This window comes from Providencia sp. wls1943, assembly GCF_009706275.1.
Taxonomy (GTDB): Bacteria; Pseudomonadota; Gammaproteobacteria; order Enterobacterales; family Enterobacteriaceae; genus Providencia; species Providencia zhijiangensis.
Genome location: NZ_WLTU01000018.1, coordinates 121,276 through 145,440 on the forward strand (window position 1 = coordinate 121,276; position 24,165 = coordinate 145,440).

A 24,165-nucleotide genomic window follows, 5' to 3' on the forward strand; every position below is an offset into this window, starting at 1 on the left:
TCAATCTACGTGACACTGGACTGTGCGTATTAATCAGCTAATGGAGTAATGACTTATGTTCCCAGAGTATCGTGATTTAATCTCGCAGCTTCGTCAGTCAGATCCGGATTTTAGAGCCTTATTTAATCGGCATAATCAACTCGATCATGAAATAGCCAGACTGGAGCATCCAGACAGAAGTGGGTATGGCACTGATGTTATAGAGTTAAAAAAAGAAAAACTGCGCCTTAAAGAAGAGATTCATCAAATATTGAAAAACCCACCAGAACTGAGTTAACTCGATAGATTACGACAATTCATAGCCTCGCCAAGTGTGGGGCTTTTTATTGATTTCATTAGAAGCAATTTGCACTTAATCCTATAGGCGGAACTACTTAGCTAAGATAGTGTGTCTAAAAAGGAGAATATATATGCCTGTATTTAACCCAATAGAAATGATTGCAGAAGCGATGATGGGCACTATCAGCATGATTGCAACACCTGTGGAATACCTACTTTATAGTGGAAAAATAGCGGAAATATTTATGATGAGTGTATTTTATATTCAACACTAAAAAGTAAACCCATCAAAAAACGATACTTAGCATAAAGTGAAAACTAGGAGCTTTATGCTAAGAGGATGACATAAATATTATTGTTCTGGTTTTAAATACGCGTCGAGCAGTGTTCGAAGCTCAACATCTAATACGGAGCTTAGTGCAATAAGATGCCCAACATATATCGAGGAGGAACCATCTTCATATCGGGAATATGCGCGCTCTGAAACTGAAATGGCTTTAGCTATCTCGGTGACCGTTATTTGACGAGCGAGATGCTGTTCTTTGATGAATTGTCCTAAAGAGAGGTTGTTAAGTTTTCTTTCGTTCATCGGTACAGCTCTAAAATTAGTGGTGGACAATAAATAACATAGATATGTTAAACGTTAATAGGGAAGCATCTGCATTTTGGTAATGATAGGATAATTTTATGGTAATTATCCTAATGTATGGAAACTCGCTATTACTGGTTTTTTAGTGCATATTTAACCGCACTCTGTGCATGAATTGCTGTGGTATCAAAGATGGGAACGGAAGTATCATCGTCATTTACCAGCAAGGTTATTTCGGTACATCCAAGAATAATACCTTCAGCGCCTTGTTCAACGAGTGATTTCATGATGCGTTGATACTCGGTTCGTGAAGTCTCAGAGATAACCCCTAAACACAACTCATTATAGATAATATCGTGAACGATTTTTCTGTCTGCCTCATTTGGTGTTACCACTCTTAAGTTAAATTTATCAATCAGACGATCTTTATAAAAAGCTTGCTCCATGGTAAATGCAGTACCTAACAACCCAATAATTGTAATACCTGATTGTACTATTTGTTCACCTGTTGCATCTGCAATGTGAAGGAGAGGAAGGTGGGATTTTTCTTCGATTTGTGGGGCGACTTTGTGCATGGTATTTGTACACAAAACCAAAAAATCAGCGCCGGCCGCTTGTAAGCTCATTCCTGCTTTTACTAAATGGTCGGCAGCAAGATCCCATTGACCGTGAGATTGAAAATATTCAACTTCAGCAAAATCAACGCTGTATAAAACAATCTTAGCGGAATGTAACCCTCCAAGTTTCTGCTTAATACCTTCATTTATTTGTTGATAATAGAGTTGGGTTGATTCCCAGCTCATTCCCCCGATAAGTCCAATCGTCTTCATTTATAAGTACCTTATATGTGTTGTTTTCTTACTATACTGAGCATATTTATGGGGAGTCAATCCGTTAATATCAGTTTTTATCGATAATATAAATAAAGCCGAGATTATTTTTAACTGATATTTATCTTACTAGTTTTAATATTGAAATTATCTTTCTGTAATTAATAACATATTAGAGGTTTATTTTATTATTACTCTTGGTGAAATTGATTAGTAACGTACTGAGACTGTTCAGTAAATCTTCATTAAATAATATTTTATTGCTGCTATACTACTATAGTTACTTATTTTATTTTTTAGATAATGCGGAAATAAAATAAACCTAGTGACCTACACTGACTATTTTTTTGATGTTCGGTTTATGAATTTAAATTTTTTAGTTAAGGAGTTTATGATGGTAAGTAATAACCAAGCTCGTCGTTTATTAGGGATGCCGTTTAAGTTAAGTCGTTCTAAGCGTAATATTCAAGTTTCTGTGATTGCAAAGGAAAATGCTACGGCTTTACCTGAAGAGCTAAAAGATAAGCCGTTTGTTGCGGTACAGAAAAATAAAGCCACAGAAAAGAAAACCTATCACTCTATCAGCGTATTTTATCCGGAATATATCTAAGTTAATTTCCGGGTAAGATGTGACCCTCTAGATTGGCTAGAGGGTTTAAGTACTGCAATAATAAACCTCTTCATATACCCATATCTTTTTTTGAATTATCTGATGGTATTTTATCATTGGAATGATTCATGATCATTCAGCGATTTTTTGTGATCGCCACTAAGTTTCTATCTATTAAAGAAAATAAAATAGTGTGATAGTCATATTCTCTCGATAAAATCGAAATCGAGGATAATGATAAATACAACTAAAATGGATATGTGTAGATGAAATTATGCCAATGGATGCTATTTTTTTGTTTTCTATTTATAAATGGTTGTTCAACACAATTTAAAACTGACGATGAGTCAAATAAGCTGAAATTTAGTATTCAGCATGCAAACACGATCCCAATTAAGGATTCAATTGAAACATTGACGGTGGCAGATATGTTGCCTGGAGATATCCTTCTATCTTCAGCTACGGGGATGAACTCGTGGGGGATCCGCTTATTTAGCGTGAGCGGGGTGAGTCACGCCTCTATTTATTTAGGTTTTGGTCAGGTGGCAGAATCGGTTGGGAGTGGGGTCAGAATTATTCCTCTCGACCAAGCAATCACAGATTCTAATAATATGGTTGTATTACGGCATAACTTATTGACGTCATTTCATGCAGAAAAACTGCGTGAGTTTTCTACTGTTAATGATGGAGGTAAATACAACATGAAAGGGATCATCATGATTGCGCCGTGGATGCTGACAAAGCGCGTCTGTGAATTACCGTTGATTGGACAGACTATCCGTAATTTTTGTCTTAAAACACTGGCTACAGTGCAATTAGGGGATGATATTGAACAAGCCAACGGTTTCTTTTGTTCGCAGTTTGTCCTAGATGCGTATAAATATGCCGGTGTGCCGCTATTTGAGGGGAACTCATCATGGATTACACCTGCTGATATTTTGCATATGCGTTCAGGGGACGTACCTACCTTTATGCCAACAGAGCGTTTAACTTATGTTGGGCATTTAAAAAACTGGAGCTTTGGAGGCGCTATCCTCAATAAATGACGGATATTGCAGGTTAAGTTTTGATGAAATATTGCTTGCCAATAAAATAAAAAAAGGCCAACTCAAATGAGTTGGCCAGCTAAACTGGAAGCAATGTGAGCAATGTCGTGGTGAAAAGACCGAGTAATTCACTCAACTATTCACGAGATAAAAGATAACTATTCTCATTTAAGAAATCAACCCCTTTTTTCATATAACTATTAAAATTTTTTATCCCACCGAAAATCTAAAAAGTACTTAAAAAACAAACTGATTAATGGTTTTATTGGTTCGTTTTACTACAATCTCATTTAACTCTGGCGAAAAATATTTAACATTTTTTGCTTTTTCTCCGAGTGCTGAAGTGAATTTAGATGCTGATAAAGGAATAATGTTGTGAATTTGTAGCCGGAGATCTCATTTATCTTTTGAGATAAGAGACATTTACGTACAGTTGATTATAATTTTACTGTTAATGTTTATTCGATAATTTATCAGGAGGGCTTATGTACAAAACGATTTTGGTCCCTATCGATCTCACTGAAGAAGAGTTGACCAGTAAAGCGGTTCGTCATGCGGTAAATTTAGCGAAACAATCTGGCGCAAAAATTCATCTGATCCACGTATTGCCTATCTCTTCGGCGATTATAAATGCGTATGCGTTGGGTTATATGGAAATTAAAGACCGAGCGACAGTGAAAGCAGAAGAAGACATGAAAATGTTGATGGATTCGATTGATCTTCCTCATGATGATGTCAGTTACACTATCACGTTTGGTTCACCTCGTGATGAAGTGATTAACACCGCAAAGGATATTAATGCTGATATTATTGTGATTGGTTCTCGCCGTCCAAATATTACGACCCACTTGTTAGGTTCCACAGCGGCAGGAATTGTTCGCTACGCAGAAACATCCGTACTGGTTGTTCGTTAATTTATTCTTTTTTAAAACCTATGCAATGAAGTTTCCATAATGTTGCATAGGTTTTTTTATGTCGTTTACAAGATCATTGTTAAATTGGCATATCGGTATGGATTGAGTAGGATTTTTATGGAGAAATTCACTAAAGAATTAATGCGCATGGAGCATTTTGTTTTGCGAGTTCTGCGTTTTTATTTTTTAGCGTTATTAGTGTTTTTTATTGGCTTACTGCCTGGGATTATTGGTTTTTATTTTATTGAAGGGCATTCGATAATGGAATCTATGCTAAACGCATTATCAATGCTGAGTGGTCAAGCGATTGAGCCTGCACCAATCACCCAAACAGGCCGTTTCTTTATCGCTATTTATGGTTTATTTTTACAAAGTGTATTCATTATTAGTATTGGCTTAATCGTCACGCCATTTATTCATCGAATATTACATAAATGGCATCTAGAAGAGGATTAGATTGAATAAGTTGCCAAATGTTGTGATTATTTTACTGAATTGATTGTCAGATTAGTAAACCAGTTCACGACATTTTCATTTTATTCAGACTATACTTTTCTTGGCAAAACAATAACCATTAAACCGCTATCTCATCTATTCAAAAAACGAACAAATTGAATGAGAGATACATCCTTGAGAGGGGCTTATATGAATAAAACTATTTTGGTTCCCGTTGATATTTCTGAAGATGCATTGACCGATAAAGCGTTAAAGCAAGCCATTCATTTAGCAAAAATGGATAACGCTAACATTCATCTATTTCACTCAGTGCCGGATGTTTCAAGATTTTCGATGAGTTATAGCTATCATTATGATTTGCTCACCTCATTTACGAAAAAGGCTATTGAACGTTCGGAAGAACAGCTGGTTGAACTGGTTAATCACATTGTGAAAGATATGGATTTCCCCGCGGATAGGATCTCTTATAAAGTGGAGTTCGGTTCGCCAAGAGAAAAAGTATTAGACGAAGCTGAGAAAGTTCATGCCGACCTTATTGTGGTTGGCTCACGTAACCCAAGTATTTCAACCCACTTATTAGGTTCGAATGCTTCAGGGATCGTCTCTTATGCAAAAATATCCGTTTTAGTCGTAAGATAGTTTTATTATTTAATACACAGACTGGATTCATAAAAAAGACCTGAGCTATCAGGTCTTTTTCTTTGGAGCAATTAGGATTTATTGACAGTTTCTTTTGCCTGCTCAATAGCTGTTAATGCCTGGCCGCATGCTTGCTCTTGCGTATCCTCAGGATAACTTGCGAGGGTTTTCCTAGCGTCTTCTAATTGCGACTTCATTAATGCGATTTGTTCACTCGCATTAGGCTCGTTTTTATATTGTTCTTCCGCTTGTTGAACTAGCGCATTCATTTCTTTGAAATATTTGTCACAAACTTGTCCTGCATTTGCATTCAATGCAGTCAGCGAAACAAATAGGCCCAATGCAATTGGCAGAATATTCTTCATTATATTTTCACTTTCAAAAGTCATATTTCGGCCAGCATAGCATCCCATTTTTTAAAAAGACATCGGCCAATGATGAATATTTCAATGCGTTTTAATTTTTATCAAATTAATCATACCAATATTAAAGGAAGTGGCTATAGCATAAATTGCAAACTATAAATGAGAATCATTCTTGACTGCCTGCAATGATAAAGTGTACATTTCAGTACACTTTATTGAGTTAACAACCCAACGTAAGGAATGATAATGAATAACAGTATTATGATTAATACTCAGAGCTGGCCTGTCTGCGCTATGAATACGTTTCCAACGTCAATGGTGGAAACTCAGTCATGGTTATCGGAACTTGAGCAATTATTAGCGAAAAAGACCCCGTTTGTTTTAATTTATCCACCTATGGAACAGAAAGGGAAACCAACAGCAGAAGATATGGAATGTATGAAATTTGTGCGTCGTTGGTTGAAAGATGGAAGAGAGACGATGGCAGAATATTGTCGAGCGATGGTGATCACGTTACAGCCAGATGGGGGGGATAAAGATGAAATGGAGCGCACTGCACCTGTTATTTCATCTCTGTATGGGTCTGAAGTTTTTTTAGTGGAAAGCTCTCAAGCTGCGCAACAGCGAGCCACTGAAATTTTAAATGGGCTATGATTTACTAGCACTAATTTTACGAATATAGCTAGCGATGATATCCACGGAAAGCCCGATTTGTTGATGGATAAATTCATCGCTAGGTTTAAAGTTTTCGACACAGAAGGTTTTGATAAAAACATCCGCTTTTAGCATCTCTAGATAACGGGATGAAATACTTAACAGTGTGGCTTTATCGACTTTGACAGTCGGAATTTGTGCAAGCTTTTCGGCAAGGCGCTGATAGCTTTGCACGGGGCCTTGTTCGAAAAAGAGTTGGCTAATATCAGGGAAGCGGTTGTATTCACCCAATATTAGGCGATATAGCCCGATAGATTGGGGTTTAATCACATTGACTAAAAAACGCGAACCATAAAACGATAATACCGCTTCTATGTTGTTTAAAGGCGGCTCTTTATGGTCTGGTTCGGTAAAAATATCGTCTATCATATGTGCCACGACTGCGGCAAATAAGCCTTCTTTATCTCCAAAGTTTTTATATAACGTCGACCGGGAACCACCCGCGCGTTCGATGATCATATCTAATGTCGTGCCTTCAAAGCCGTATTGCAGAAAAATATCCGCTGCAGCCATAATAAGTGCTTGATGGCGGCGCTGTCCTTTTGGTGTTTTGGCTGAACTTGTTTGGTTCATGAAATCAATTTCCTAACAAAATGGCGGCACGGGACTAAATTATCTGAAAGAGGTCATAATTCAGTTTGTTATTTTCCTCTATGATGTATATGAATATTATCATGTTTAAATCAATATCTGAATTTTTGTCAAATCCTTGGGGGAGAGAATGAAGGATTGCATAGCGGATGAAAAAACGCAGGAAGAAGAAATGCTTGTTGATACACAGAGAGAAATTACAAAGCTGTGTATTGAATGCGGTTTGCTGCTATTACAGCATGGCGCTGAGAGTATGTTGGTTGAGCAGTTAACAACACGTTTAGGCATCGCTTTGGGCGCTAGTCAAGTAGATAGTGCAATTTCATCTAACTCACTCGTATTAACCACAATCATCGATGGGCGTTGTTTAACATCGACTCGGCGGATTATTGACCGTGGCATTAATATGCATGTGGTGACAGAGGTTCAGCATGCAGTGATCCTCGTTGAACACCATTTACTTGACCGCAAACAACTACAAAAAAAATTAGCAGGCATCAAGCCACTACGTTATCCCCGCTGGCTAATGGTGGTGATGGTGGCGCTTTCTTGTGCTTGCTTCAGTTCCCTTAACGGAGGTGGTTGGGAAAGTGCGTTGATCACCTTTATGGCGAGTGGCTGTGCGATGTATATCCGGCAAGTGTTAACATCTCGCCAGATTAACCCATTGATTAACTTCTGCATTACAGCATTTGTCGCGACATCCGTTTCGGGTTTATTACTTAAAGTGCCCTATTTAAATGTGACTGAAACCATTGCGATGGCGGCAAGCGTGCTGTTGTTAGTTCCCGGATTTCCATTAATTAATGCGGTGGCGGATATGTTCAAAGGCCACGTGAATACAGGAATTGCTCGTTGGATGATGGCCAGCTTATTAACGCTGGCAACCTGTATTGGCGTTGTATTGGCGATGATCATTTGGAATCTGAGGGAGTGGGCCTAATGTTTTTCATTGAGCTAATTGAGAAAATGGTCTTAGCGGCTGTCCCTGCTGTCGGTTTTGCAATGGTGTTTAATGTGCCAGTGAGGGCATTGAAATATTGCGGGTTATTAGGCGCGATTGGTTATGGTTCACGAATGATTTTAATGTCGCTGGGATTGCAAATTGAATGGGCGAGTTTTCTTGCTGCGATTTTAATTGGCATGATAGGGATTCAGTGGTCGCGTTGGTGGCTGGCTCATCCGAAAGTTTTTACTGTTGCAGCGGTTATTCCTATGTTTCCGGGGATCAGCGCCTATATAGCAATGATTTCTGTGGTGAAAATTTCTCAATATGGCTATACCCCAGAGTTAATGGAAACGCTGGTTACTTATTTTTTAAGGGCATCTTTTATTGTCGGTGCGCTCTCTATCGGCATTTCGTTACCTGGGTTGTGGTTATATCGCAAAAAGCCAAGTGTTTGATACTCACAAAGGTTTTACTGCTAGAACCCTTTGAGCAATAAATCACGCAATAGTAAAAGCGTTAGTTGATAGCGATTAACGCTTTTTGTTCGCCAAGCTTGCTATCTATTCTTTGTATATTATTGCACAAATTCCGATATTGCTTTTGATGTAATAAAATTGAGTACCAATTGATATCAAAAAGACTTATATTTCATCCAACTAGCGAGTATACATAGCTCATTCAGCAATTTTTGCATGAATAACTTACGTGTTGTATTTAATAAATTGCTTTTTTTCTTATCAATGGTGTTATTTTGAAACAGATTTTTTATTTTTCGCGCATGATCATTGCGTTAGTATGTTTTTCCTCGTTATTTATCTCTTCCGTTTATGCTGCACCGAACAATTTCACTGAAGCGAAAACGTCCAGTAAAAACCTCGTTTATGGTGATCAAAATCATCAGGGACAAGGAACGCTATATTGTGGCTGTGAGTGGGAATGGGCAGGTAAAAGTGGTGGGCAAGTTGATTTAGCCTCATGCGGCTACCAAGTGCGTAAGCAGCAGAGCCGTGCTGAGCGTATTGAATGGGAACATATTGTTCCTGCTTGGGTGTTTGGTCATCAAAGACAGTGCTGGCAAAAGGGAGGACGCAAAAATTGCGTTTCAACTGATCCGGTATTTTCTCGAATGGAGGCAGATATGCATAACCTCGCGCCTTCAATTGGAGAAGTGAACGGTGACCGCAGTAATTGGAGCTATGGTCAGTTACCTGCAAATGCGCCTTATTCTTACGGTGTATGTCGTAGTCGCATTGATTTTAAACAGAAAATCTTTGAGCCACGCGACGAGGTGAAAGGGCAGGTTGCTCGGGTCTATTTCTATATGCATGACCGCTATAATTTATCCATGTCACGCCAACAGCAGCAGTTATTTATGGCGTGGGATAAACAGCATCCGGTGGATGAATGGGAACAAAAACGTGATCAGCGCATTGCTAAAGTGATGGGGCACCATAACCCATTTGTGACGGGCGAAAGAGTATGGAGTTTAGGGCACAAAAATAGCGGCGATGGCTTAAATATGAGTGATAAGCCCAGCGAAAAACTCCCTCAGCCTGTACCTCAATCCTCCCCAAACAAGGAAAGCGAGACGCAGGTAAAAGGTAACCGTAATTCAAAGAAATATCATTTATCCCACTGTTCAGGGTTCAAAACCTTGTCGGATAAAAATGCTGAATTATTTGCCAATGAATCCGAGGCGCAAGCTGCAGGTTATCAGCTTGCGGGTAACTGCAAACCGCGTTAATCAAATGTAAGCTGTAATAATGCAATAAAGCAGGTGGGTTATTGCAGCTTTTATATGATATTTCTCACATTTTATCTGATAGATACGTGAATTTACACATTTTTTGTTAATTTAAAGTTGTCATTCAAAAAAAACTCGCGCTATATTTATTGTATGGAAACGTTGTAGGTTGATGATATTCGGGCCAATGCAATATTTTGTCGTGAGTTCGAGTATTTTTTATATTGTCATAATATTGTCATACAGATTCTTTAGTTTACGAGTATCGCCTGTATAGGAGAAACTAATGAGAACTAGGTGTTTGTTAATCAATGTGCGAGACCGGTTACCACTCCATCATGAAACTGACATGATGAGATTGCTAACCGGTTTTTTTATACCTGAATTATCAACCAGTGTTACACAAGAGCTTGAAGGGAGCTCCTCTCTGTTTTGAATAGTTCGTCATCTGAATTGACATCATCGATACCTGGAAGGGTTAATACTATGAGTAGACAGAAAGCTGCAACAAAAGCACGTCGTGAGATGAAACGTACATCACGCAAAGACCGTTCAGGGAGGTATGATATGAACAATGTTACCTCCTTCGCTGAATTTACAGGCATTGAGCCGATAGGTATGGCGAAAGAACGTCGCGATGAAACTCCAATAGCACCACGTAATGAAGCCCAGAAGCTCTATATTAATTCCATCAAGCACAAGCAGTTAATTTTCGCTAACGGTGAGGCAGGGTGCGGGAAAACTTATATCAGTACTGCATTGGCCGCGGATGCCTTGATTAACAAGGAAATTAGCAAAATCATTGTCACGAGACCCGTGTTGCAAGCGGAGGAAGATCTTGGTTTCTTACCGGGAGATATGTCTGAAAAGTTCGCGCCTTATTTCCGACCTGTTTATGACGTATTAATGAAGCGATTAGGCGCTTCGTTCCTACAGTATTGTTTACGCCCTGAGATAGCTAAAGTCGAAATAGCGCCATTTGCTTATATGCGTGGTCGCACATTCGAAAATGCGATTGTTATCCTCGATGAAGCACAGAACGTCACAGTCACTCAAATGAAAATGTTTTTAACTCGTTTGGGTGAGAACGTAACGGTAATTGTGAACGGAGATGTGACTCAATGTGATTTACCAAGCGGCGTTCAGTCAGGTTTGGGGGATGCATTACAGCGCTTTAGTAGCGATGAAATGGTCTCGATGGTCAATTTCACAATTGATGATTGTGTGAGATCCCAGCTGTGTCACAAGGCCCTGCTGGCTTACAATGACTAATAACTAGTTTAACTAGCTACACAGGCTAATTAATGCATGAAACTGCCCCAGTATAGGGGCAGTTTTTTATTAGTCGTCAGGGTTGTCCATGACGGCGTGACGTTCATGATGATAACCTTCCTCATCATAGCCATATCGCCAGTAAGGAATTGCGTAGATATCATCGCGACCAAAACCTTTCTCACGTCGAATATAACGGCGTAATTCACGGATAATTTGGTCTTCGCCAGCAATCCAAAAGCCCACATCGGACTCTGGAATATCCCAAGATTTAAAGGTATTAATCAGATTGGTGGTTTGGCTAATGTCTCCGCAGATCCAATCAATTTCGATGCTAGCTGGCTTGGTTAACTCGCGAATATCCGCTTGGTGGTCAAGGCGTAAAACGACGCGTCCCGTTGCTGTAGCAGGCATTTTTTCCAGTAACGCCGCAATCGCAGGTAAAGAGCTTGAATCACCCGCCATAAAGTAATGTGCGCGGATAGGCAGTAGTGGGTCAGGCCCTCCTGGGTTAGTGATCCCCAGCCAATGACCTGGTTTTGCATCACGGGCAAACAGATAAGCAGGGCCTGTCACCCCTTCATGCATGGCAAACTCAATATCGATTTCGTTGAGCTCAGGGCGAATAGCGCGAACGGTGTAAGTGCGTACAAAAGGGCGCGGCTTATCTTCTGGCCAGCTACGTCCTTTTTCAGTAAGGAAAGGAAGCGCGGGTTGGCTTTGATGGTCAGGGGCAATAAAAATTTTGAGATGACCACCTTCACACTCCTCTGGGTAACTGGCTAACTTTTCACCCGTAAATGTGATGCTGCGGATAGAAGGGCTGATATCGACAATGGATTTAACTTGAATAAGCTGTGGGGGCGCTGGGCGGTAGATATTTTTTTCAACAGTCTGTTCACTAGCCACTAACCGTCTCCTTTCTTAATGATAATATTATTATATGTTAATTATTATCATTATCATATCATGAATGTTTATAGGAAAACTATTCAAAAGATGCAGGATTATTGAGCGTCTAATTATAAACATGCCGCAGCATTTTAATGCTGCGGCAAAGGGCTTACTTCACTTTCATGCCAGCGGCGGTCATCAACAATCTAAATAAGGAAGAGAATGCGAATAGTGCGAATACGCTTCCTAACCAAATTGCTGCCATCCAACCGAGTTTCTTCCACCAAGGTGAACTGGCGGTTGTATCAGTGATAGCCTTGATCTGGGGTAATTTTTCCTCTGAAGACATAGTAACTCCAATAGGTATAAACCAAAATAACAGGGATGATGAACAGAGCGCCAACCAGCATAAAACCTAAGCTTTCTGAAGGGCCAGCTGCATCGCGGAAGGTAATTGCTGGTGGAATTAAACTTGGCCAAATGCTGATGCCTAATCCTGTAAATCCTAAGAAAATCAGCATGAGTGCAGCGAGAAATGGCACGCTATCGTAACGTTGACGTTTGGCGCTTTTTAAAATGATCCACACACAGCCGAACACTAATAAAGGAACGGGTAAGAAGAAAAACAGGTTCGGCAAACTAAACCAGCGTGCATAAACCGCGTCATTCAACATGGGGGTCCACCCGCTTATCACGCCAATCACCGCCAACATGACCAGTGTTAATGGGGTTAACACGCGATACATGGTTTTGCGCAAGTGTCCTTCCGTTTTCATGATCAACCAGCCACATGCCAGCAAGGCATAAGCGACGACTAAACCGAATCCACAGAACAGAGGGAAAGGTGCGAACCAGTCAAAATAACCACCCATATACACACGGTTTTCAACGTGGAAGCCTTGAATAAACGCGCCAATCACAATTCCTTGAGAGAATGTGGTAAGAATCGAGCCCCAAATAAAGGCGTGATCCCAGCGGCGGCGATGAGACTCATCGGCGCGGAAGCGGAACTCAAAGGCGACCCCACGAAAAATCAGTGCTAGCAACATAAAGGTAAGAGGGATGGATAGCGCATCTAAAACAATGGCATAGGCTAATGGGAATGCTCCAAATAGCGCCGCACCACCAAGCACTAACCATGTTTCGTTACCATCCCAAACCGGTGCCACACTGTTCATCATCAAATCTCGGTCTTGGCTCTCTTTTAGAGCTGGGTACAAAATACCAATACCTAAGTCAAAACCGTCCATCACGATATACATCAACATACTAAAAACGATGATGACAAACCAAATTAGTGGTAAATCAATGCCCATGAGTTGCCTCCTCGGAGATACCTTTACGAATTAATTTCATCATATACATGTAGCCGATCCCAAATACGCCGCCGTACACCACAAAGAAGGCTAGCAAGCTCACGCTCATGTGCATTTCACCATGGGCGCTCACGGCATCTGCTGTACGTTGTAAACCGTAGACAACCCAAGGCTGGCGACCGATTTCGGTGGTAAACCAACCGGCTAAGATGGCGATTAACCCTGATGGCGCCATGACGAACATAAAACGCAGGAACAATTTAGAGTCATACAGTTTTTTACGTGAACGCAGCCACAGTCCCCAAACACCCGCAGCAATCATCAACATGCCTAAGCCCACCATTACGCGGAATGACCAGAACACCATAAACACATTCGGTCTATCTTCAGGCGGAAACTCTTTAAGGGCTGGAACTTGTTTGGTAGTGCTGTGCGTCAAAATCAGGCTCGCCATGTAAGGAATTTCAATGGCATATTCGGTTTTTTCTTTTTCCATATTAGGAATACCGAAAAGGATCAGCGGGGTGGCTTCGCCAGGTTTATTTTCCCAGTGACCTTCCATTGCCGCGACTTTAACAGGCTAATATTTTAGGGTATTTAACCCGTGAGCATCGCCGATGAAAGCTTGGACTGGCGCTAAAATCAGGATCAACCACAAGGACATGGAGAACATTTTCTTCATGGCAGAGGATTTATTGCCTTTGAGTAAATGCCACGCGCCGGATGCACCAATGAAAAACGCCGCTGCCAAGAATGCCGCAGTGGTCATGTGGAGTAAGCGGTATGGGAATGAGGGGTTAAAGATCACCGCTAACCAATCAACAGGGACAATTCGCCCATTGATAATTTCAAAACCTTGAGGTGTTTGCATAAAGCTATTGGATGCAAGGATCCAGAAGGTTGAAATGATGGTGCCGAGTGCAACCATGCACGTCGCAAAGTAGTGAAGCTTTTCGCCCACGCGGTTCATACCAAATAGCATGACACCGAGGAAGCCAGCCTCTAAGAAAAAGGCGGTGAGCACTTCATAGGTTAAGAGTGGGCCGGTGATGCCACCTGCAAAATCCGAGAAGAAACTCCAGTTAGTCCCAAATTGGTATGCCATCACCAATCCAGAAACGACACCCATACCGAAATTGACGGCAAACACTTTTGACCAAAAATGGAACAATTTTATATAGTCAGTATCGCGGGTTTTGAGCCATAAACCTTCGAGAACTGCCAAAAAACTGGCAAGCCCGATGGTGATGGCAGGGAAGATAATATGGAACGATACCGTAAACGCGAATTGAATACGGGCAAGCTCCAGCGCAGTTAGTCCAAACATATTGACCCCTGAATGGAATTGATTTCGACACGCCACATTTCCAGCCATTGCGAAGCAATTGTGGGCTGTTCCTTAGCAATAAATAATTGATTTCACTGGATTGTTAACACTCATAAATCCAACTAAAAATGTTTTGTGGTTATAGTTAAAAAAAGTCAGGTGAATGTGTGGATAAGTAGAACATGAGACGATAAACTATAATAGTAACAATTTTTAGCAAATCACCTATAACAGTGAGGCGGGAATGACGAGATACGAACAGTTAGCAGCACAAATTCGTCAACAGATTGAAGATAATATTTGGCAAGTAGGTGACAGGCTACCTTCACTCAGAGAGAGCGTTAAGCAATCGGGTTTAAGCTTAATGACAGTGGTGCAAGCTTATCAGTTACTGGAAAGTCAGGGGTGGGTCGCTGCGCGCCCGCAATCTGGCTATTATGTTGCAAATCGCAATAACGCATTTGCCGCCGCAAAAGGGGGAAAAGGGCTCCATTTAAATGAAAATGTGGAGATAAACGCCTCGATTTTCGGTGTTCTACAAGCTTGCAAAGACCCCGATATTATCCCATTTGGCTCTGCTTTCCCAGAACCCGCTTTACTGGATGACCCAAAATTAGCCAAGTCTCTCGCTTCGGTGGCGCGTCGTTTATCGAAAACCAATACCACCACCAATTTACCACCGGGAAATGAACAGCTGCGCCGCAATATTGCCCAGCGCTATGCAACGCAAGGGATCCACGTCGCCCCCGATGAAATTGTGATCACGGCAGGGGCAATGGAATCCTTAGTGCTGAGCTTGCAAGCCGTCACTCAACCGGGGGATTGGGTAGTGATTGAATCCCCTGCATTTTATGGTTCCTTGCAGGCAATAGAGCGCTTAAAACTTAAAGCGATTGCTATCAAAACTGACCCATTATTTGGGATTGATCTCGATGCATTAGAGGACATTGCGGATAAATATCCGATCAAAGCCTGTTGGTTGATGACGCACTATCAAAACCCGTTAGGCGGCACGATGCCTCCTGCCAATAAAAAGCGGTTAGTGAATATTTTGAACAGTCACAAAATTGTGTTGATCGAAGATGATGTGTATGGCGAGCTTTACTTTGGTAATCAGCAACCTATTCCTGCAAAATCACTCGATTCACAAGGAAACTTTTTCCACTGTTCATCATTTTCGAAATGTTTAGCACCAGGGTACCGTGTTGGGTGGGTGGCAGCAGGTCATCATGCGAGCAAAATTCAGCATCTACAAATGATGAGCACCGTTTCTGCCAGCGTGCCAACTCAGTTGGCGATTGCGGAATACTTGTCTCAAGGGGGGTATGATAACCATCTGCGCAAACTGCGCCAAACCATGGAGCAGCGGCAACATATCATGCTGAGCGCAATCGCGAAATATATGCCGTCCACCGTTAAAGTGAACACCCCAAAAGGGGGCTATTTTTTATGGTTGGAATTTGAACCGCCATTTAACGCCATCCAGCTGTATCAATTGGCGTTGAAAGAAGGCATTAGCATCGCGCCGGGGAGCATGTTCTCTACCAGCGATCAATTCAATCATGCATTTCGACTAAATGCGTCATTTGCATGGAATGACAGGCTCGAACAGGCGATGCAAATTTTAGGCCGTTTATGCCATCGATTAACGGGGCTTAAATAGGGAAAATGGGGTGAGGGTGAAAGTCGCGTTCACCCTTGAGAGTTGATTAGCTGCTTGCAAGTCCGATGGCAGCAAAGGTTAACATTCCGCCAGCAACACCTTCTGTAATGCGACGTTTTTTATCGCTATATTGTTGGCGATTATGCATTGATGCGAATATCATGCCGATAGCACCGTAAATAATGATGCATGATGTGATAAAAGTCGCTGATAAGATTAAAGATTGTATTGCAACGCTTTCGGAAACATGGATAAAATTAGGCAAAATTGCGAAATAAACTAGCAACCCCTTAGGGTTAAGGAAGCTAGTGAGAAACGCTTTGCCAATCACAGCTTGCGTGGAAACGACGTTAATCTGGAACTTTCTCGATTTCATGGCCGATAACAGCATACGAACGGCTAAGTAAGCGACGTAGGCGACTCCCACCCATTTGATGGTTTGGAAGATAATCGGTGAAGTTGCAACAATAGCTGCGAGGCCAAGTGCCGCTAAAATGGCATGGGTCACATAGCCGAGGATAATACCCAAATTGGCTTTCCATGCAGCCGCGATACCGCCTGATAACCCTTGCGATGAGATAAATAAAATATCGGGACCTGGTGTGCAAATTAAAGGAATGACAGTTGCACTAAACAGCAATAACGTTTGTAGATCCATCCAAACACCTCTATTTATTATTATTTTCTTATGAAGAGAAAAAGTTTGGTTATTATAGCTATTTTCCGTTGGAATTTGGTTGTTTTGTTGCTTGTCATGGATGTTTATTTGACATTTAATATCAAAAAATAAAAGCAAAAGAGGTTCGCATGCCAAAGACTACTGGCTCGCATTATGCAGAAAAACATGAGCTGGAACACAGTAGCTCATCCGCAATCAAATTAGATGCGATTGATAAACATATTTTGCAGGTGCTGCAACGTGATGGAAAAATTCAAAACGTTGAACTGGCAAAAGAAGTCGGCTTATCCCCGTCACCTTGCTTAAGACGCGTTAAGTTGCTGGAAGATGCTGGCGTAATTAAACGTTATGTTGCGGTGTTGGATGGTGCAAAGATTGGCGCAGGTTTGTCCCTGTTTGCACGTATTTGGTTTAAAACTCAAGATGCGCAAACCATTAACCAATTTGTTGCCGATATTCAGCAAATGCCAGAAGTGGTGGAGTGCCATTTAATGGCAGGTGAGTGTGATGCACTGATCCGTATTGTGACGGAAGATATGGCTTCCTATCGCCGTTTTCATGCCGATTATTTGACGCAAATAAGCAGTGTGCAGAGTATCAAAACGGAAGTGCCGATGGAGACCGTCAAAGTGACGTATGCACTTCCTTTATAAGTTTTATAAGCTTATGAAATCCACTTATTTACCCTTCTAGACTGCTCAATAATCATAATGGATATTATTGAGCAGCTTGCCAATTTGTATTGACTACTTATTAATGGGCGGATATAGCGCCAGAGATATTATTCTGGGCGCTCAGGAATTTCAGCAAGGTGCTCATAAATATTGTCAACAACGGTATTTGGCACACAGACAATCTTTGTCAGTTGCTTATCTTTGTTATAAACCACAACCCCTGATTCTATTTTAGAGCCTGAATGAGTTGTAAAAATGGTATAGGTATAAGTGCCGTTTTTAAAATCGATTTCTTGGGACGCTGCATAACCAGTATCTGTATCCGCATAGCGGGTTTGGAAAAAGCCCTGCGTAAGTTGTTTAGGGCTACGGGTAATTTCAATATCAGGCTGTTGATTTAATTTTCCAAACTGGTACTGATACTGACCATTAATCAACGTCACTTTGACCTGACGGTCATTTTAGCATTTAAAATTAAGCTAAATGTATTAAGGGTGAAAAAGCAGACTATTCCACATTCCTCAGTTTGATATGACCAGTCCTCGAATTAACTAACGTTACGTTTTCCAGTGTGCGGATCCGCTACTCTTCACTTTGCTTGACTAGAACCGCCATAGTTAGTTTGGTGTGTTATCAATTTTAGGCGAAATGCACGAATGTGGCAGGTAAAGGGAAAAAATTTCTCAGATTTTCGGCAAGGATTAGATTATTACTATGACGTTTGTTAAATTAAGGGGAGTCATTTTAAAGTACACGAATGCTAATCAAATAATGATAACATAGGGTAGAATATGTGTAATGGAACTCTCGCTATGCAGGTAAAAAATCGGCCTTTACCGAATTGGCAAACATTAAAATTAATATTGAGTTCTTTAATTGTCTTTAATTTTTATTTAAATGTTAATCCAGCTGTGAAATCCGATTATTCAATATTGATTGAAGTCTTTGATTGGGTATTAATCCCGATGTTTGTTTTTATCGCTGCATATTTAAGTAAAGGGATTTTATGGCAAGGTTGGCGAGCCCATTTAATCCCACCTTTAATTATCTATTTCACGTTTCAAACGATAGATGCGATCCCGCTTTATTTTACAAATCGATTAAGTGTCGAAGAATATTTACTGTTCCCTCAAAATGGTGTTTGGTTTTTCTTAGCGGTACCGATATGGCAAGCCGTTTTTTTATTACTGCCTTCATTTATAAAGAATAATATTGGGGGAGTGTTTATCACCTTGCTGTTGTCTATCATTATTGCGTTTTTTTCTAAGGTTTACTTATCGGATATCACTAGTTTTTCAGCAATTTTTCAGTATTTCCCATTTTTTGTTATGGCGTACTTTTGTGATGATAGAAAAATAGCTTGGCTCAGACAAAATGGTTTTTTTATCGTACCAGCAGTAATAGCTTTGGTTGCGATATATATTTACATCCCTGCTGGGATTGAGTCTGAGTTAATAAAGCTTTTAGGTGAAAATCAACTTGCTTATCATTTTTTTGTACATGTTTTTGCATTTCTAATGGGCGTGTTAATTTCAATTGCGGTTATTTGTATTGCATTATCAACAGAACAATTTGTGAAAATAGCAAATAACGCATTGGGAGTGTATTTGATTCATCCGATCATCTGTTTCTTACTATTGACTGGGTTAAGTTCATTCCATATCAAAGCGGGTTTACCCCTCTTAATTTTGCTCACTCTTGTCACCATTATACTAGCGTTAATTCTTGCCAAAAATTCGATCATTCATTGGTTTTTAAACCCTGAAATAAAGGTAAGAAAATAATAGAGAATAGTAAGATTAGGGACGGAAGGGGTCTATAAAATAAGGCTTACCGAATAATCTCGGTAAGCCTTTATTTAAGAGCAAAATGGCTTATTTACGCAGGGCTTTAACTTGCTCAGGGGTAACATCACCGGCTTGTCCACCCCATTGAACGCGCAGGAAGTTAACCAAATCCGCGATTTGTTGGTCATTAAGCTTGTTGGCGAAACCCGGCATACTTTGCATATTTTGGTTATTTGGGAACGCTTGCTCCGGCAAACCATCTAATACAGCATTAATGAGATTGGTACTGTCCACATCACGCAGGGTCGAATTACCTTTCATCGCCACTGCTACATTAGGTTTACCGCTGCCATCATAGGAGTGGCAACCAGAGCAACTTTCCAGATAAACCTGCTTACCTGCTGCGTTACCATCACCCATTTTGAGTGGTAATGTGGCTGGTGGGTTATCACCCATTAGGTAGGTCGCAATGGCCCTATTATCTTCCGGGGTTAAATGTTGTGTGCTGAGGTAAATAACGGGATGCATATCGCTGTAGGCTGAACCTTGCGGTGCTAATCCAGTCATAAAGAACTGCTGGAGATCTTCTTTTGTCCAGCCACGGGCTGCGAGGGCGTCAGGGGTAATGTCAGGAGCAGTGAAACGGCCTAATGCACCGCCTTTCATATACTTATCTAGCTCCATTTCGCCGAGTGCGCCTCTTGGTGTGTGGCATTCAGAGCAGTGTTCAAGCACATTGACTAGATACTTTCCTCGTTCCCATTCTGGAGAACTGCCTTGGGAGCTATTCGGCAATGGTTTATCATTGAAAAATAATAGGTTCCATCCAATCATCGCCATGCGCTGGTTTAATGGGAAAGGCAGTGAGTTTTCTGGTGGTGCGACATCAACCGCTGGGCGGCTCATTAAATAGCTGTAGATAGCGTCAGAATCACTACGAGTTATCCCTTTATAGGAGGTATATGGCATCGCAGGGTAGAGGTTTTTGCTTGGTGGCGAAACGCCCTCAGTTAATGCTTTATGGAACTCTTCTTTTGTCCAGCGACCGATCCCATAATCAGCAGAAGGCGTTAAGTTACTACTATAAATAGTGCCAAAAGGCGTATCGAGAGGAAAACCACCCGCTAAAGGTGCGCCGTTTGCGCTGGTGTGACATGCGGCACAGTCACCTGCAAGCGTTAAGTAGCGACCACGCTCAATTTCCTCGGCACTCGCAGTGACTTTTTGCACAGGACCGTCCGGCTTGCGACTCTCATACCAATACAGAATCGCCCAGACGACAATAGCTATCGCTATCAACCATAAAATAATACGTTTGATCATTTTATCGTCTCCTTGATTAGCCCCGGAGTGCTCATCACAACATCTCGCACTGCTTCATAATAACGAACATAACCCGTACAGCGGCAAATATGATTATTTAAAGCCGTTTTGATGGCTTCTTCTAGCTCTTCTTCAGCAATTGGGTTGCGTTGCAATTCCTCAACAAAAATCGTTGCCGCATTGACAAAACCAGGGGTGCAGTAACCACATTGAAAACTAAAGTGGTCGATAAACGCTTCTTGTACAGGGGATAATTTAACGTCACCATTTTCTTCTTTGGTGGCAGCCCCTTCGATGGTACGAATGCTTTTATTGTTGAAAAAGTGTGCGCCTGTAATGCAGGTACGAACTTCTTCGCTTGTGCCCGATGGATTATCCAAAATAACCACACAAGCGTGGCAAATACCTTGGCCGCAGCCCAGTCGTGACCCTGTGAGGTCAACATACTCATGAAGAAAATCAATCATCATGAGACCTTCAGGAACATCCATCGGCCCATATTGTTGACCGTTAATGTTGATGGTAAGTGGTAGAAAATTTAGGCTCATGATAATACCTCTAGAATATCGTTAGGGCGAACAGGCAGACTCAAGAAATGGTGCCCTGTAGCATCAGCAATCGCATTGACGATGGAAGAAACGACAGGGATCATAACAACTTCAGCGACCCCTTTGGGTGGGTCGGTATCGGATAACCCCGGCAGGATTTCGCTAGTTTGTTTCCAAACCGCAACATCATTCGCGAGGGGTAAATGGTAACGGTTAAAGTTCCACGTTCCATTTCCGGGTCCATCTTCGTAGAGAGGTAAATATTCATGGAGCGCATGACCAATGCCCATCGCTAATCCACCTTGGATTTGCCCTGAAACCAATTGAGGTACAATTAAGTTTCCGCATTCAACCACGGTGTGGTGGTCGAGTAATTCGACATGACCAGTGGCTTTATCGATGGCAAGTTCAGATAAGGTAGCGACGGCGCTGTAATAGGTAACGCCAGCATTATTCCTTTGAGTATCAGGGTAATACGCTTTTTGGCGATGCCACACTTGGTAATCTTTGTTTGCAAAACGTAGAGAAAGACCATCAACAGGAAGGCGGCGGGTTTCATCATTAATTTTGAAATCAGCTTCAGCCCATTCCCAGCGGTTAAAGACATGGCAAACTGCGCCAGTTAAACCACCCATCTCAAATGTACGGTCGATTAAGCGCTGTAAGCTAAGCACTTCTAGCCCATCAGCGGTGAGACCATTGGCAACCCAACGTGCATCTTCACGACGAACCACGAGCGGAGCTGCTTGCCCACCACCAATGCCTTCTTGCCAAATTGACATCGCTGCAGGCCACAGACCATATTCGAAGACTAATCGAGCAGCTTCTTCCGTACTGTGGGTGAAATAATAAGCGGAGTTACTCGCGCTGGCTGGAGAGCAGTAATTTGGTGTCCAGAGCGGGTTAGTGGCGAGGCGATCTTGTTCATCTTGTGCCATGGCAAATGGGTTTCCTGTCGAAATCATCGGCAGAACTGACCAATCCACAACCGAGAAATGGGCTTCTTCCGCAGGTTTACCTAACCACTTGGCACAAACTACGGCTTGGGATGTGGACATCCCCGTACCAATCTCTGCACCACTATGATAAATGGCTATTTTTCCTTCAGGGGTGAGTTCAACGCGCGCAAAGGAGGATTCAGCACCTGTACCGAAGTCTTTTTGAACGCAAGAAATACCAGTACCAAATAATTTGCCTGCATTTTTAGCTTCAAAGTCGGCTTTACGTTTCGCTCTTTCTTTCCACATTGGGTGCTCAGCACAACGGGTTAACACTTCATCCGCGCGAATTGCACCACCCGGGATCGCTCCTTGAGTATTTTTCATTCCTGACTTGATGATGTTATTCAGGCGAAACTCAATAGGGTCGGCCTTGAGTAATTTGGCTGCTTCTTCCATTATCATGTCAGTGGCTGCCATGGCCTGTAACGTACCATAACCACGAGCAGATCCCGCATCAACTGCACGAGAAGCGGTACCCACCGCCGATAAATCACTGCGAGGAATGTAGTAAATGGCTTGGGCGCCAGTGGCAGCAACCATCACAACGGAAGGCGTAAAGTTACATCGGCCGCCTCCATCCCCAATAAATGAGGCGGAAAGTGCTTCAATTTTATGGGTTTTCTTATTGACTGCGAGGGTGTAGTCCATGTCAAACGCATGGCGTTTGATGGTAGATTGAAACTGTTCATAACGGTCGTTGGCTAAGCGGATCGGAACGCCATCACCATACAGGGTTGCCATCGCACCATAATAAGGGAATGGAGTGTGATCTTTCGAGCCATAACCCACCGTAAAGCAAGGATGTAAGAATATTTGCTTAATCGGGAATTTGGATTTTGCGAGCATTTCAGGCAGTGATGCAGCCACTTCTTGCGGAGACTGGGTTGGGATCACTAAATGGAAAGATTGTGTTTTTGCATCATACCAGCCATTGGCGTTATCGGGTTCTAATGCAGAGGTATCAATAGATTGCGAAAAATATTTACGCTTGATAATCAGCCAATCTTCCGGCGGATTTTCTAACTGTTTGGCGAGTTCATCCGCATAATACATGCCTTCTTGATCTAGCTTTCCACCTTCACGGCCTTCAGGCCAGATAGGGAGATGCTTTTTCATACCAATCGGGGAGATAGGCATATCTTTCATGCTGGAGTATATATCAGGCGAGAATGGTGTTTCTCCGCCGATACGAACCCCGCGATAAGTTCCCCAAGGATCTCGCTGTAATGGTCCTGTGTAAGCACCATATTGGATGACATCGTCGTGGAATTTGAGTGTCTCTTTGGCGAAGCTAAACTTGGCAAAATCATGATAAATCAGTAACGCGACAGCTTGCCCTAAGTAAGCAGGGGTTTTTCCTGTCGGTAACAGTAAATCTTCACCATAGAATTCAGGGAAGGCGACGCCATCTTTTTCTAAATCACTGGCTGTAACAATACGGTCAGGCATTAAGCCATCATTAAGTCGTTCGAGGTTAAAACCTTCGTAGATTTTATCGGCTTGGGTGACACGTAGGAGAAAGGCGTGCCCTTGTTGTTTGGGCCAGTGAGGGATATCGCGGGCTCGAATATCTCTTGCAAAGACTTTTTCACCTTGCACTTTGGCATAGCCATCAATTCGGAATTTGATTTTTTTATCGACAGGGTTCCAGTCGGGAGCCTGAAGAATTTTTTCCTCGAATAGCACATCAAAAGCTCGGCTATACAAAGGGGCGATATAACAAGAGATCCCCGCAACAACAGCACATTTGATAAAGTGTCTGCGGGATAGTCCGACATGGTTATTGCTCATAATATACCCTTACACTTATTTTCATTGCTTCAATTATTATTTTTTATTTCATTGCTAGTTTCGTAATATAAATATTTATACATCCAATAATTTCCCATCGAAATATGAGTAGAATTGGATGAATAATAAAAATAGCGATTGCCAGCATGATCTGCATATTATTA

At 41.6% G+C, this 24,165-nt stretch carries 27 protein-coding genes and 1 pseudogene; 15 read left to right on the forward strand and 13 right to left on the reverse strand.

Translation table 11 applies throughout. The features are described 5' to 3' along the window. Window positions 1–55: 55 nt before the first annotated feature. The gene (locus GKR48_RS10005) at window positions 56–277 is read left to right on the forward strand and encodes a YdcH family protein (RefSeq protein ID WP_108478997.1); all 222 of its coding nucleotides are present in this window, start codon (window positions 56–58) and stop codon (window positions 275–277) included. Window positions 278–410: 133 nt separating this feature from the next. Then, complete coding sequence (locus GKR48_RS17765) at window positions 411–554, forward strand: hypothetical protein (RefSeq protein WP_195848238.1); 144 nt, start codon at window positions 411–413, stop codon at window positions 552–554. A gap of 77 nt (window positions 555–631) precedes the next feature. Here the strand turns inward: GKR48_RS17765 and GKR48_RS10010 are convergent, their stop codons facing one another. Both GKR48_RS10010 and GKR48_RS10015 read right to left on the reverse strand, forming a co-directional pair. Further along, window positions 632–868, reverse strand: a complete 237-nt coding sequence (locus tag GKR48_RS10010; RefSeq protein WP_154627977.1) for a helix-turn-helix domain-containing protein — start codon at window positions 866–868, stop codon at window positions 632–634. Window positions 869–999: 131 nt separating this feature from the next. Next, entirely contained in the window at window positions 1,000–1,698 is a 699-nt protein-coding gene (locus tag GKR48_RS10015; protein ID WP_154627978.1) for an aspartate/glutamate racemase family protein, read from the reverse strand. 391 nt (window positions 1,699–2,089) lie between these two features. Here GKR48_RS10015 and sra point away from each other — a divergent pair, with 391 nt between their 5' ends. The 5 genes from sra (at window position 2,090) to GKR48_RS10040 (ending at window position 5,363) form a co-directional block, all read left to right on the forward strand. After that, complete coding sequence (sra, locus tag GKR48_RS10020) at window positions 2,090–2,308, forward strand: stationary-phase-induced ribosome-associated protein (protein WP_230088637.1); 219 nt, start codon at window positions 2,090–2,092, stop codon at window positions 2,306–2,308. A gap of 266 nt (window positions 2,309–2,574) precedes the next feature. Continuing rightward, window positions 2,575–3,354, forward strand: coding sequence for a YaeF family permuted papain-like enzyme (locus GKR48_RS10025; protein ID WP_154627979.1), 780 nt, complete (start codon window positions 2,575–2,577; stop codon window positions 3,352–3,354). A gap of 485 nt (window positions 3,355–3,839) precedes the next feature. Further along, on the forward strand, window positions 3,840–4,268 hold the full coding sequence (locus GKR48_RS10030; protein WP_006660028.1) for a universal stress protein: 429 nt from the start codon (window positions 3,840–3,842) through the stop codon (window positions 4,266–4,268). Between the two features lie 117 nt (window positions 4,269–4,385). After that, window positions 4,386–4,724 (forward strand): hypothetical protein, encoded by a 339-nt coding sequence (locus GKR48_RS10035; RefSeq protein ID WP_036954745.1) that lies wholly within the window; start codon window positions 4,386–4,388, stop codon window positions 4,722–4,724. Between the two features lie 189 nt (window positions 4,725–4,913). Next, the gene (locus tag GKR48_RS10040; RefSeq protein WP_154627980.1) at window positions 4,914–5,363 is read left to right on the forward strand and encodes a universal stress protein; all 450 of its coding nucleotides are present in this window, start codon (window positions 4,914–4,916) and stop codon (window positions 5,361–5,363) included. 71 nt (window positions 5,364–5,434) lie between these two features. On the opposite strand, the gene GKR48_RS10045 is transcribed toward GKR48_RS10040, so the two are convergent. Next, a complete protein-coding gene (locus GKR48_RS10045; RefSeq protein WP_230088638.1) occupies window positions 5,435–5,752 on the reverse strand; it encodes a DUF5339 domain-containing protein in 318 nt (105 codons plus the stop codon). Between the two features lie 222 nt (window positions 5,753–5,974). Here GKR48_RS10045 and GKR48_RS18160 point away from each other — a divergent pair, with 222 nt between their 5' ends. Continuing rightward, the gene (locus GKR48_RS18160; protein WP_230088639.1) at window positions 5,975–6,382 is read left to right on the forward strand and encodes a hypothetical protein; all 408 of its coding nucleotides are present in this window, start codon (window positions 5,975–5,977) and stop codon (window positions 6,380–6,382) included. Here the strand turns inward: GKR48_RS18160 and GKR48_RS10055 are convergent. Beyond that, entirely contained in the window at window positions 6,377–7,015 is a 639-nt protein-coding gene (locus GKR48_RS10055; protein ID WP_154627981.1) for a TetR/AcrR family transcriptional regulator, read from the reverse strand. The genes GKR48_RS18160 and GKR48_RS10055 overlap by 6 nt on opposite strands. 148 nt (window positions 7,016–7,163) lie before the next feature. Here GKR48_RS10055 and GKR48_RS10060 point away from each other — a divergent pair, with 148 nt between their 5' ends. The 4 genes from GKR48_RS10060 (at window position 7,164) to phoH (ending at window position 10,998) form a co-directional block, all read left to right on the forward strand. Continuing rightward, window positions 7,164–7,976 (forward strand): threonine/serine ThrE exporter family protein, encoded by an 813-nt coding sequence (locus GKR48_RS10060; protein WP_154627982.1) that lies wholly within the window; start codon window positions 7,164–7,166, stop codon window positions 7,974–7,976. After that, window positions 7,976–8,437 (forward strand): threonine/serine exporter, encoded by a 462-nt coding sequence (locus tag GKR48_RS10065; RefSeq protein WP_080675670.1) that lies wholly within the window; start codon window positions 7,976–7,978, stop codon window positions 8,435–8,437. Before GKR48_RS10060 ends, GKR48_RS10065 begins: the two co-directional genes overlap by 1 nt. A gap of 323 nt (window positions 8,438–8,760) precedes the next feature. Next, entirely contained in the window at window positions 8,761–9,726 is a 966-nt protein-coding gene (locus GKR48_RS10070; protein WP_154628004.1) for an endonuclease, read from the forward strand. Between the two features lie 486 nt (window positions 9,727–10,212). Further along, window positions 10,213–10,998: a phosphate starvation-inducible protein PhoH gene (phoH, locus tag GKR48_RS10075; protein ID WP_154603958.1), complete on the forward strand. Its 786-nt coding sequence runs from the start codon at window positions 10,213–10,215 to the stop codon at window positions 10,996–10,998. Between the two features lie 69 nt (window positions 10,999–11,067). Here the strand turns inward: phoH and GKR48_RS10080 are convergent, their stop codons facing one another. The 4 genes and pseudogenes from GKR48_RS10080 to GKR48_RS10095 all read right to left on the reverse strand — a co-directional run bounded on the left by GKR48_RS10080 (window position 11,068) and on the right by GKR48_RS10095 (window position 14,535). After that, window positions 11,068–11,907: a siderophore-interacting protein gene (locus GKR48_RS10080; RefSeq protein WP_272521059.1), complete on the reverse strand. Its 840-nt coding sequence runs from the start codon at window positions 11,905–11,907 to the stop codon at window positions 11,068–11,070. Window positions 11,908–12,061: 154 nt separating this feature from the next. Then, a complete protein-coding gene (locus GKR48_RS10085) occupies window positions 12,062–12,241 on the reverse strand; it encodes a DUF2474 domain-containing protein (protein WP_154627983.1) in 180 nt (59 codons plus the stop codon). After that, entirely contained in the window at window positions 12,198–13,208 is a 1,011-nt protein-coding gene (cydB, locus tag GKR48_RS10090) for a cytochrome d ubiquinol oxidase subunit II (protein WP_154627984.1), read from the reverse strand. The genes GKR48_RS10085 and cydB overlap by 44 nt, the downstream gene beginning before the upstream one ends. Then, window positions 13,198–14,535: pseudogene (locus tag GKR48_RS10095) on the reverse strand (cytochrome ubiquinol oxidase subunit I). Before GKR48_RS10095 ends, cydB begins: the two are co-directional and overlap by 11 nt. A gap of 244 nt (window positions 14,536–14,779) precedes the next feature. Between GKR48_RS10095 and GKR48_RS10100 the strand changes: the two are divergent. After that, window positions 14,780–16,198, forward strand: a complete 1,419-nt coding sequence (locus GKR48_RS10100) for an aminotransferase-like domain-containing protein (RefSeq protein WP_154627985.1) — start codon at window positions 14,780–14,782, stop codon at window positions 16,196–16,198. A 46-nt stretch (window positions 16,199–16,244) separates the two neighbouring features. Here the strand turns inward: GKR48_RS10100 and GKR48_RS10105 are convergent, their stop codons facing one another. Further along, entirely contained in the window at window positions 16,245–16,856 is a 612-nt protein-coding gene (locus GKR48_RS10105) for a LysE family translocator (protein ID WP_154603954.1), read from the reverse strand. 149 nt (window positions 16,857–17,005) lie between these two features. On the opposite strand from GKR48_RS10105, the gene GKR48_RS10110 reads away from it, so the two are divergent. Beyond that, window positions 17,006–17,530 (forward strand): Lrp/AsnC family transcriptional regulator, encoded by a 525-nt coding sequence (locus GKR48_RS10110; RefSeq protein ID WP_154627986.1) that lies wholly within the window; start codon window positions 17,006–17,008, stop codon window positions 17,528–17,530. A 128-nt stretch (window positions 17,531–17,658) separates the two neighbouring features. On the opposite strand, the gene GKR48_RS10115 is transcribed toward GKR48_RS10110, so the two are convergent. Further along, window positions 17,659–17,994 (reverse strand): hypothetical protein, encoded by a 336-nt coding sequence (locus tag GKR48_RS10115; protein ID WP_336431144.1) that lies wholly within the window; start codon window positions 17,992–17,994, stop codon window positions 17,659–17,661. A 369-nt stretch (window positions 17,995–18,363) separates the two neighbouring features. Between GKR48_RS10115 and GKR48_RS10120 the strand changes: the two genes are divergently transcribed. Beyond that, the gene (locus GKR48_RS10120) at window positions 18,364–19,335 is read left to right on the forward strand and encodes an acyltransferase (RefSeq protein WP_230088640.1); all 972 of its coding nucleotides are present in this window, start codon (window positions 18,364–18,366) and stop codon (window positions 19,333–19,335) included. A 90-nt stretch (window positions 19,336–19,425) separates the two neighbouring features. On the opposite strand, the gene GKR48_RS10125 is transcribed toward GKR48_RS10120, so the two are convergent. Genes GKR48_RS10125 through GKR48_RS10135 form a run of 3 tightly spaced genes read right to left on the reverse strand, consistent with a single transcriptional unit; the run spans window position 19,426 to window position 24,001 of the window. Next, a complete protein-coding gene (locus GKR48_RS10125) occupies window positions 19,426–20,661 on the reverse strand; it encodes a c-type cytochrome (protein ID WP_154627988.1) in 1,236 nt (411 codons plus the stop codon). After that, window positions 20,658–21,209 carry a (2Fe-2S)-binding protein gene (locus GKR48_RS10130; protein ID WP_036954690.1) on the reverse strand — a complete coding sequence of 184 codons (552 nt, stop codon included), beginning with the start codon at window positions 21,207–21,209 and terminating at the stop codon, window positions 20,658–20,660. Before GKR48_RS10130 ends, GKR48_RS10125 begins: the two co-directional genes overlap by 4 nt. Beyond that, a complete protein-coding gene (locus tag GKR48_RS10135) occupies window positions 21,206–24,001 on the reverse strand; it encodes a xanthine dehydrogenase family protein molybdopterin-binding subunit (RefSeq protein ID WP_154627989.1) in 2,796 nt (931 codons plus the stop codon). Before GKR48_RS10135 ends, GKR48_RS10130 begins: the two co-directional genes overlap by 4 nt. Window positions 24,002–24,165: the final 164 nt, after the last annotated feature.

What these genes read in the sequence shown, in the direction of transcription:
- GKR48_RS10005 (WP_108478997.1), top strand. Translation starts at nt 56, where the DNA reads ATGTTCCCAGAGTATCGTGATTTAATCTCGCAGCTTCGTCAGTCAGAT.
- GKR48_RS17765 (WP_195848238.1), top strand. Translation starts at nt 411, where the DNA reads ATGCCTGTATTTAACCCAATAGAAATGATTGCAGAAGCGATGATGGGC.
- GKR48_RS10010 (WP_154627977.1), bottom strand. Translation starts at nt 868, where the DNA reads ATGAACGAAAGAAAACTTAACAACCTCTCTTTAGGACAATTCATCAAA.
- GKR48_RS10015 (WP_154627978.1), bottom strand. Translation starts at nt 1,698, where the DNA reads ATGAAGACGATTGGACTTATCGGGGGAATGAGCTGGGAATCAACCCAA.
- sra (WP_230088637.1), top strand. Translation starts at nt 2,090, where the DNA reads ATGATGGTAAGTAATAACCAAGCTCGTCGTTTATTAGGGATGCCGTTT.
- GKR48_RS10025 (WP_154627979.1), top strand. Translation starts at nt 2,575, where the DNA reads ATGAAATTATGCCAATGGATGCTATTTTTTTGTTTTCTATTTATAAAT.
- GKR48_RS10030 (WP_006660028.1), top strand. Translation starts at nt 3,840, where the DNA reads ATGTACAAAACGATTTTGGTCCCTATCGATCTCACTGAAGAAGAGTTG.
- GKR48_RS10035 (WP_036954745.1), top strand. Translation starts at nt 4,386, where the DNA reads ATGGAGAAATTCACTAAAGAATTAATGCGCATGGAGCATTTTGTTTTG.
- GKR48_RS10040 (WP_154627980.1), top strand. Translation starts at nt 4,914, where the DNA reads ATGAATAAAACTATTTTGGTTCCCGTTGATATTTCTGAAGATGCATTG.
- GKR48_RS10045 (WP_230088638.1), bottom strand. Translation starts at nt 5,752, where the DNA reads ATGACTTTTGAAAGTGAAAATATAATGAAGAATATTCTGCCAATTGCA.
- GKR48_RS18160 (WP_230088639.1), top strand. Translation starts at nt 5,975, where the DNA reads ATGAATAACAGTATTATGATTAATACTCAGAGCTGGCCTGTCTGCGCT.
- GKR48_RS10055 (WP_154627981.1), bottom strand. Translation starts at nt 7,015, where the DNA reads ATGAACCAAACAAGTTCAGCCAAAACACCAAAAGGACAGCGCCGCCAT.
- GKR48_RS10060 (WP_154627982.1), top strand. Translation starts at nt 7,164, where the DNA reads ATGAAGGATTGCATAGCGGATGAAAAAACGCAGGAAGAAGAAATGCTT.
- GKR48_RS10065 (WP_080675670.1), top strand. Translation starts at nt 7,976, where the DNA reads ATGTTTTTCATTGAGCTAATTGAGAAAATGGTCTTAGCGGCTGTCCCT.
- GKR48_RS10070 (WP_154628004.1), top strand. Translation starts at nt 8,761, where the DNA reads ATGATCATTGCGTTAGTATGTTTTTCCTCGTTATTTATCTCTTCCGTT.
- phoH (WP_154603958.1), top strand. Translation starts at nt 10,213, where the DNA reads ATGAGTAGACAGAAAGCTGCAACAAAAGCACGTCGTGAGATGAAACGT.
- GKR48_RS10085 (WP_154627983.1), bottom strand. Translation starts at nt 12,241, where the DNA reads ATGTCTTCAGAGGAAAAATTACCCCAGATCAAGGCTATCACTGATACA.
- cydB (WP_154627984.1), bottom strand. Translation starts at nt 13,208, where the DNA reads ATGGGCATTGATTTACCACTAATTTGGTTTGTCATCATCGTTTTTAGT.
- GKR48_RS10100 (WP_154627985.1), top strand. Translation starts at nt 14,780, where the DNA reads ATGACGAGATACGAACAGTTAGCAGCACAAATTCGTCAACAGATTGAA.
- GKR48_RS10105 (WP_154603954.1), bottom strand. Translation starts at nt 16,856, where the DNA reads ATGGATCTACAAACGTTATTGCTGTTTAGTGCAACTGTCATTCCTTTA.
- GKR48_RS10110 (WP_154627986.1), top strand. Translation starts at nt 17,006, where the DNA reads ATGCCAAAGACTACTGGCTCGCATTATGCAGAAAAACATGAGCTGGAA.
- GKR48_RS10120 (WP_230088640.1), top strand. Translation starts at nt 18,364, where the DNA reads ATGCAGGTAAAAAATCGGCCTTTACCGAATTGGCAAACATTAAAATTA.
- GKR48_RS10125 (WP_154627988.1), bottom strand. Translation starts at nt 20,661, where the DNA reads ATGATCAAACGTATTATTTTATGGTTGATAGCGATAGCTATTGTCGTC.
- GKR48_RS10130 (WP_036954690.1), bottom strand. Translation starts at nt 21,209, where the DNA reads ATGAGCCTAAATTTTCTACCACTTACCATCAACATTAACGGTCAACAA.
- GKR48_RS10135 (WP_154627989.1), bottom strand. Translation starts at nt 24,001, where the DNA reads ATGAGCAATAACCATGTCGGACTATCCCGCAGACACTTTATCAAATGT.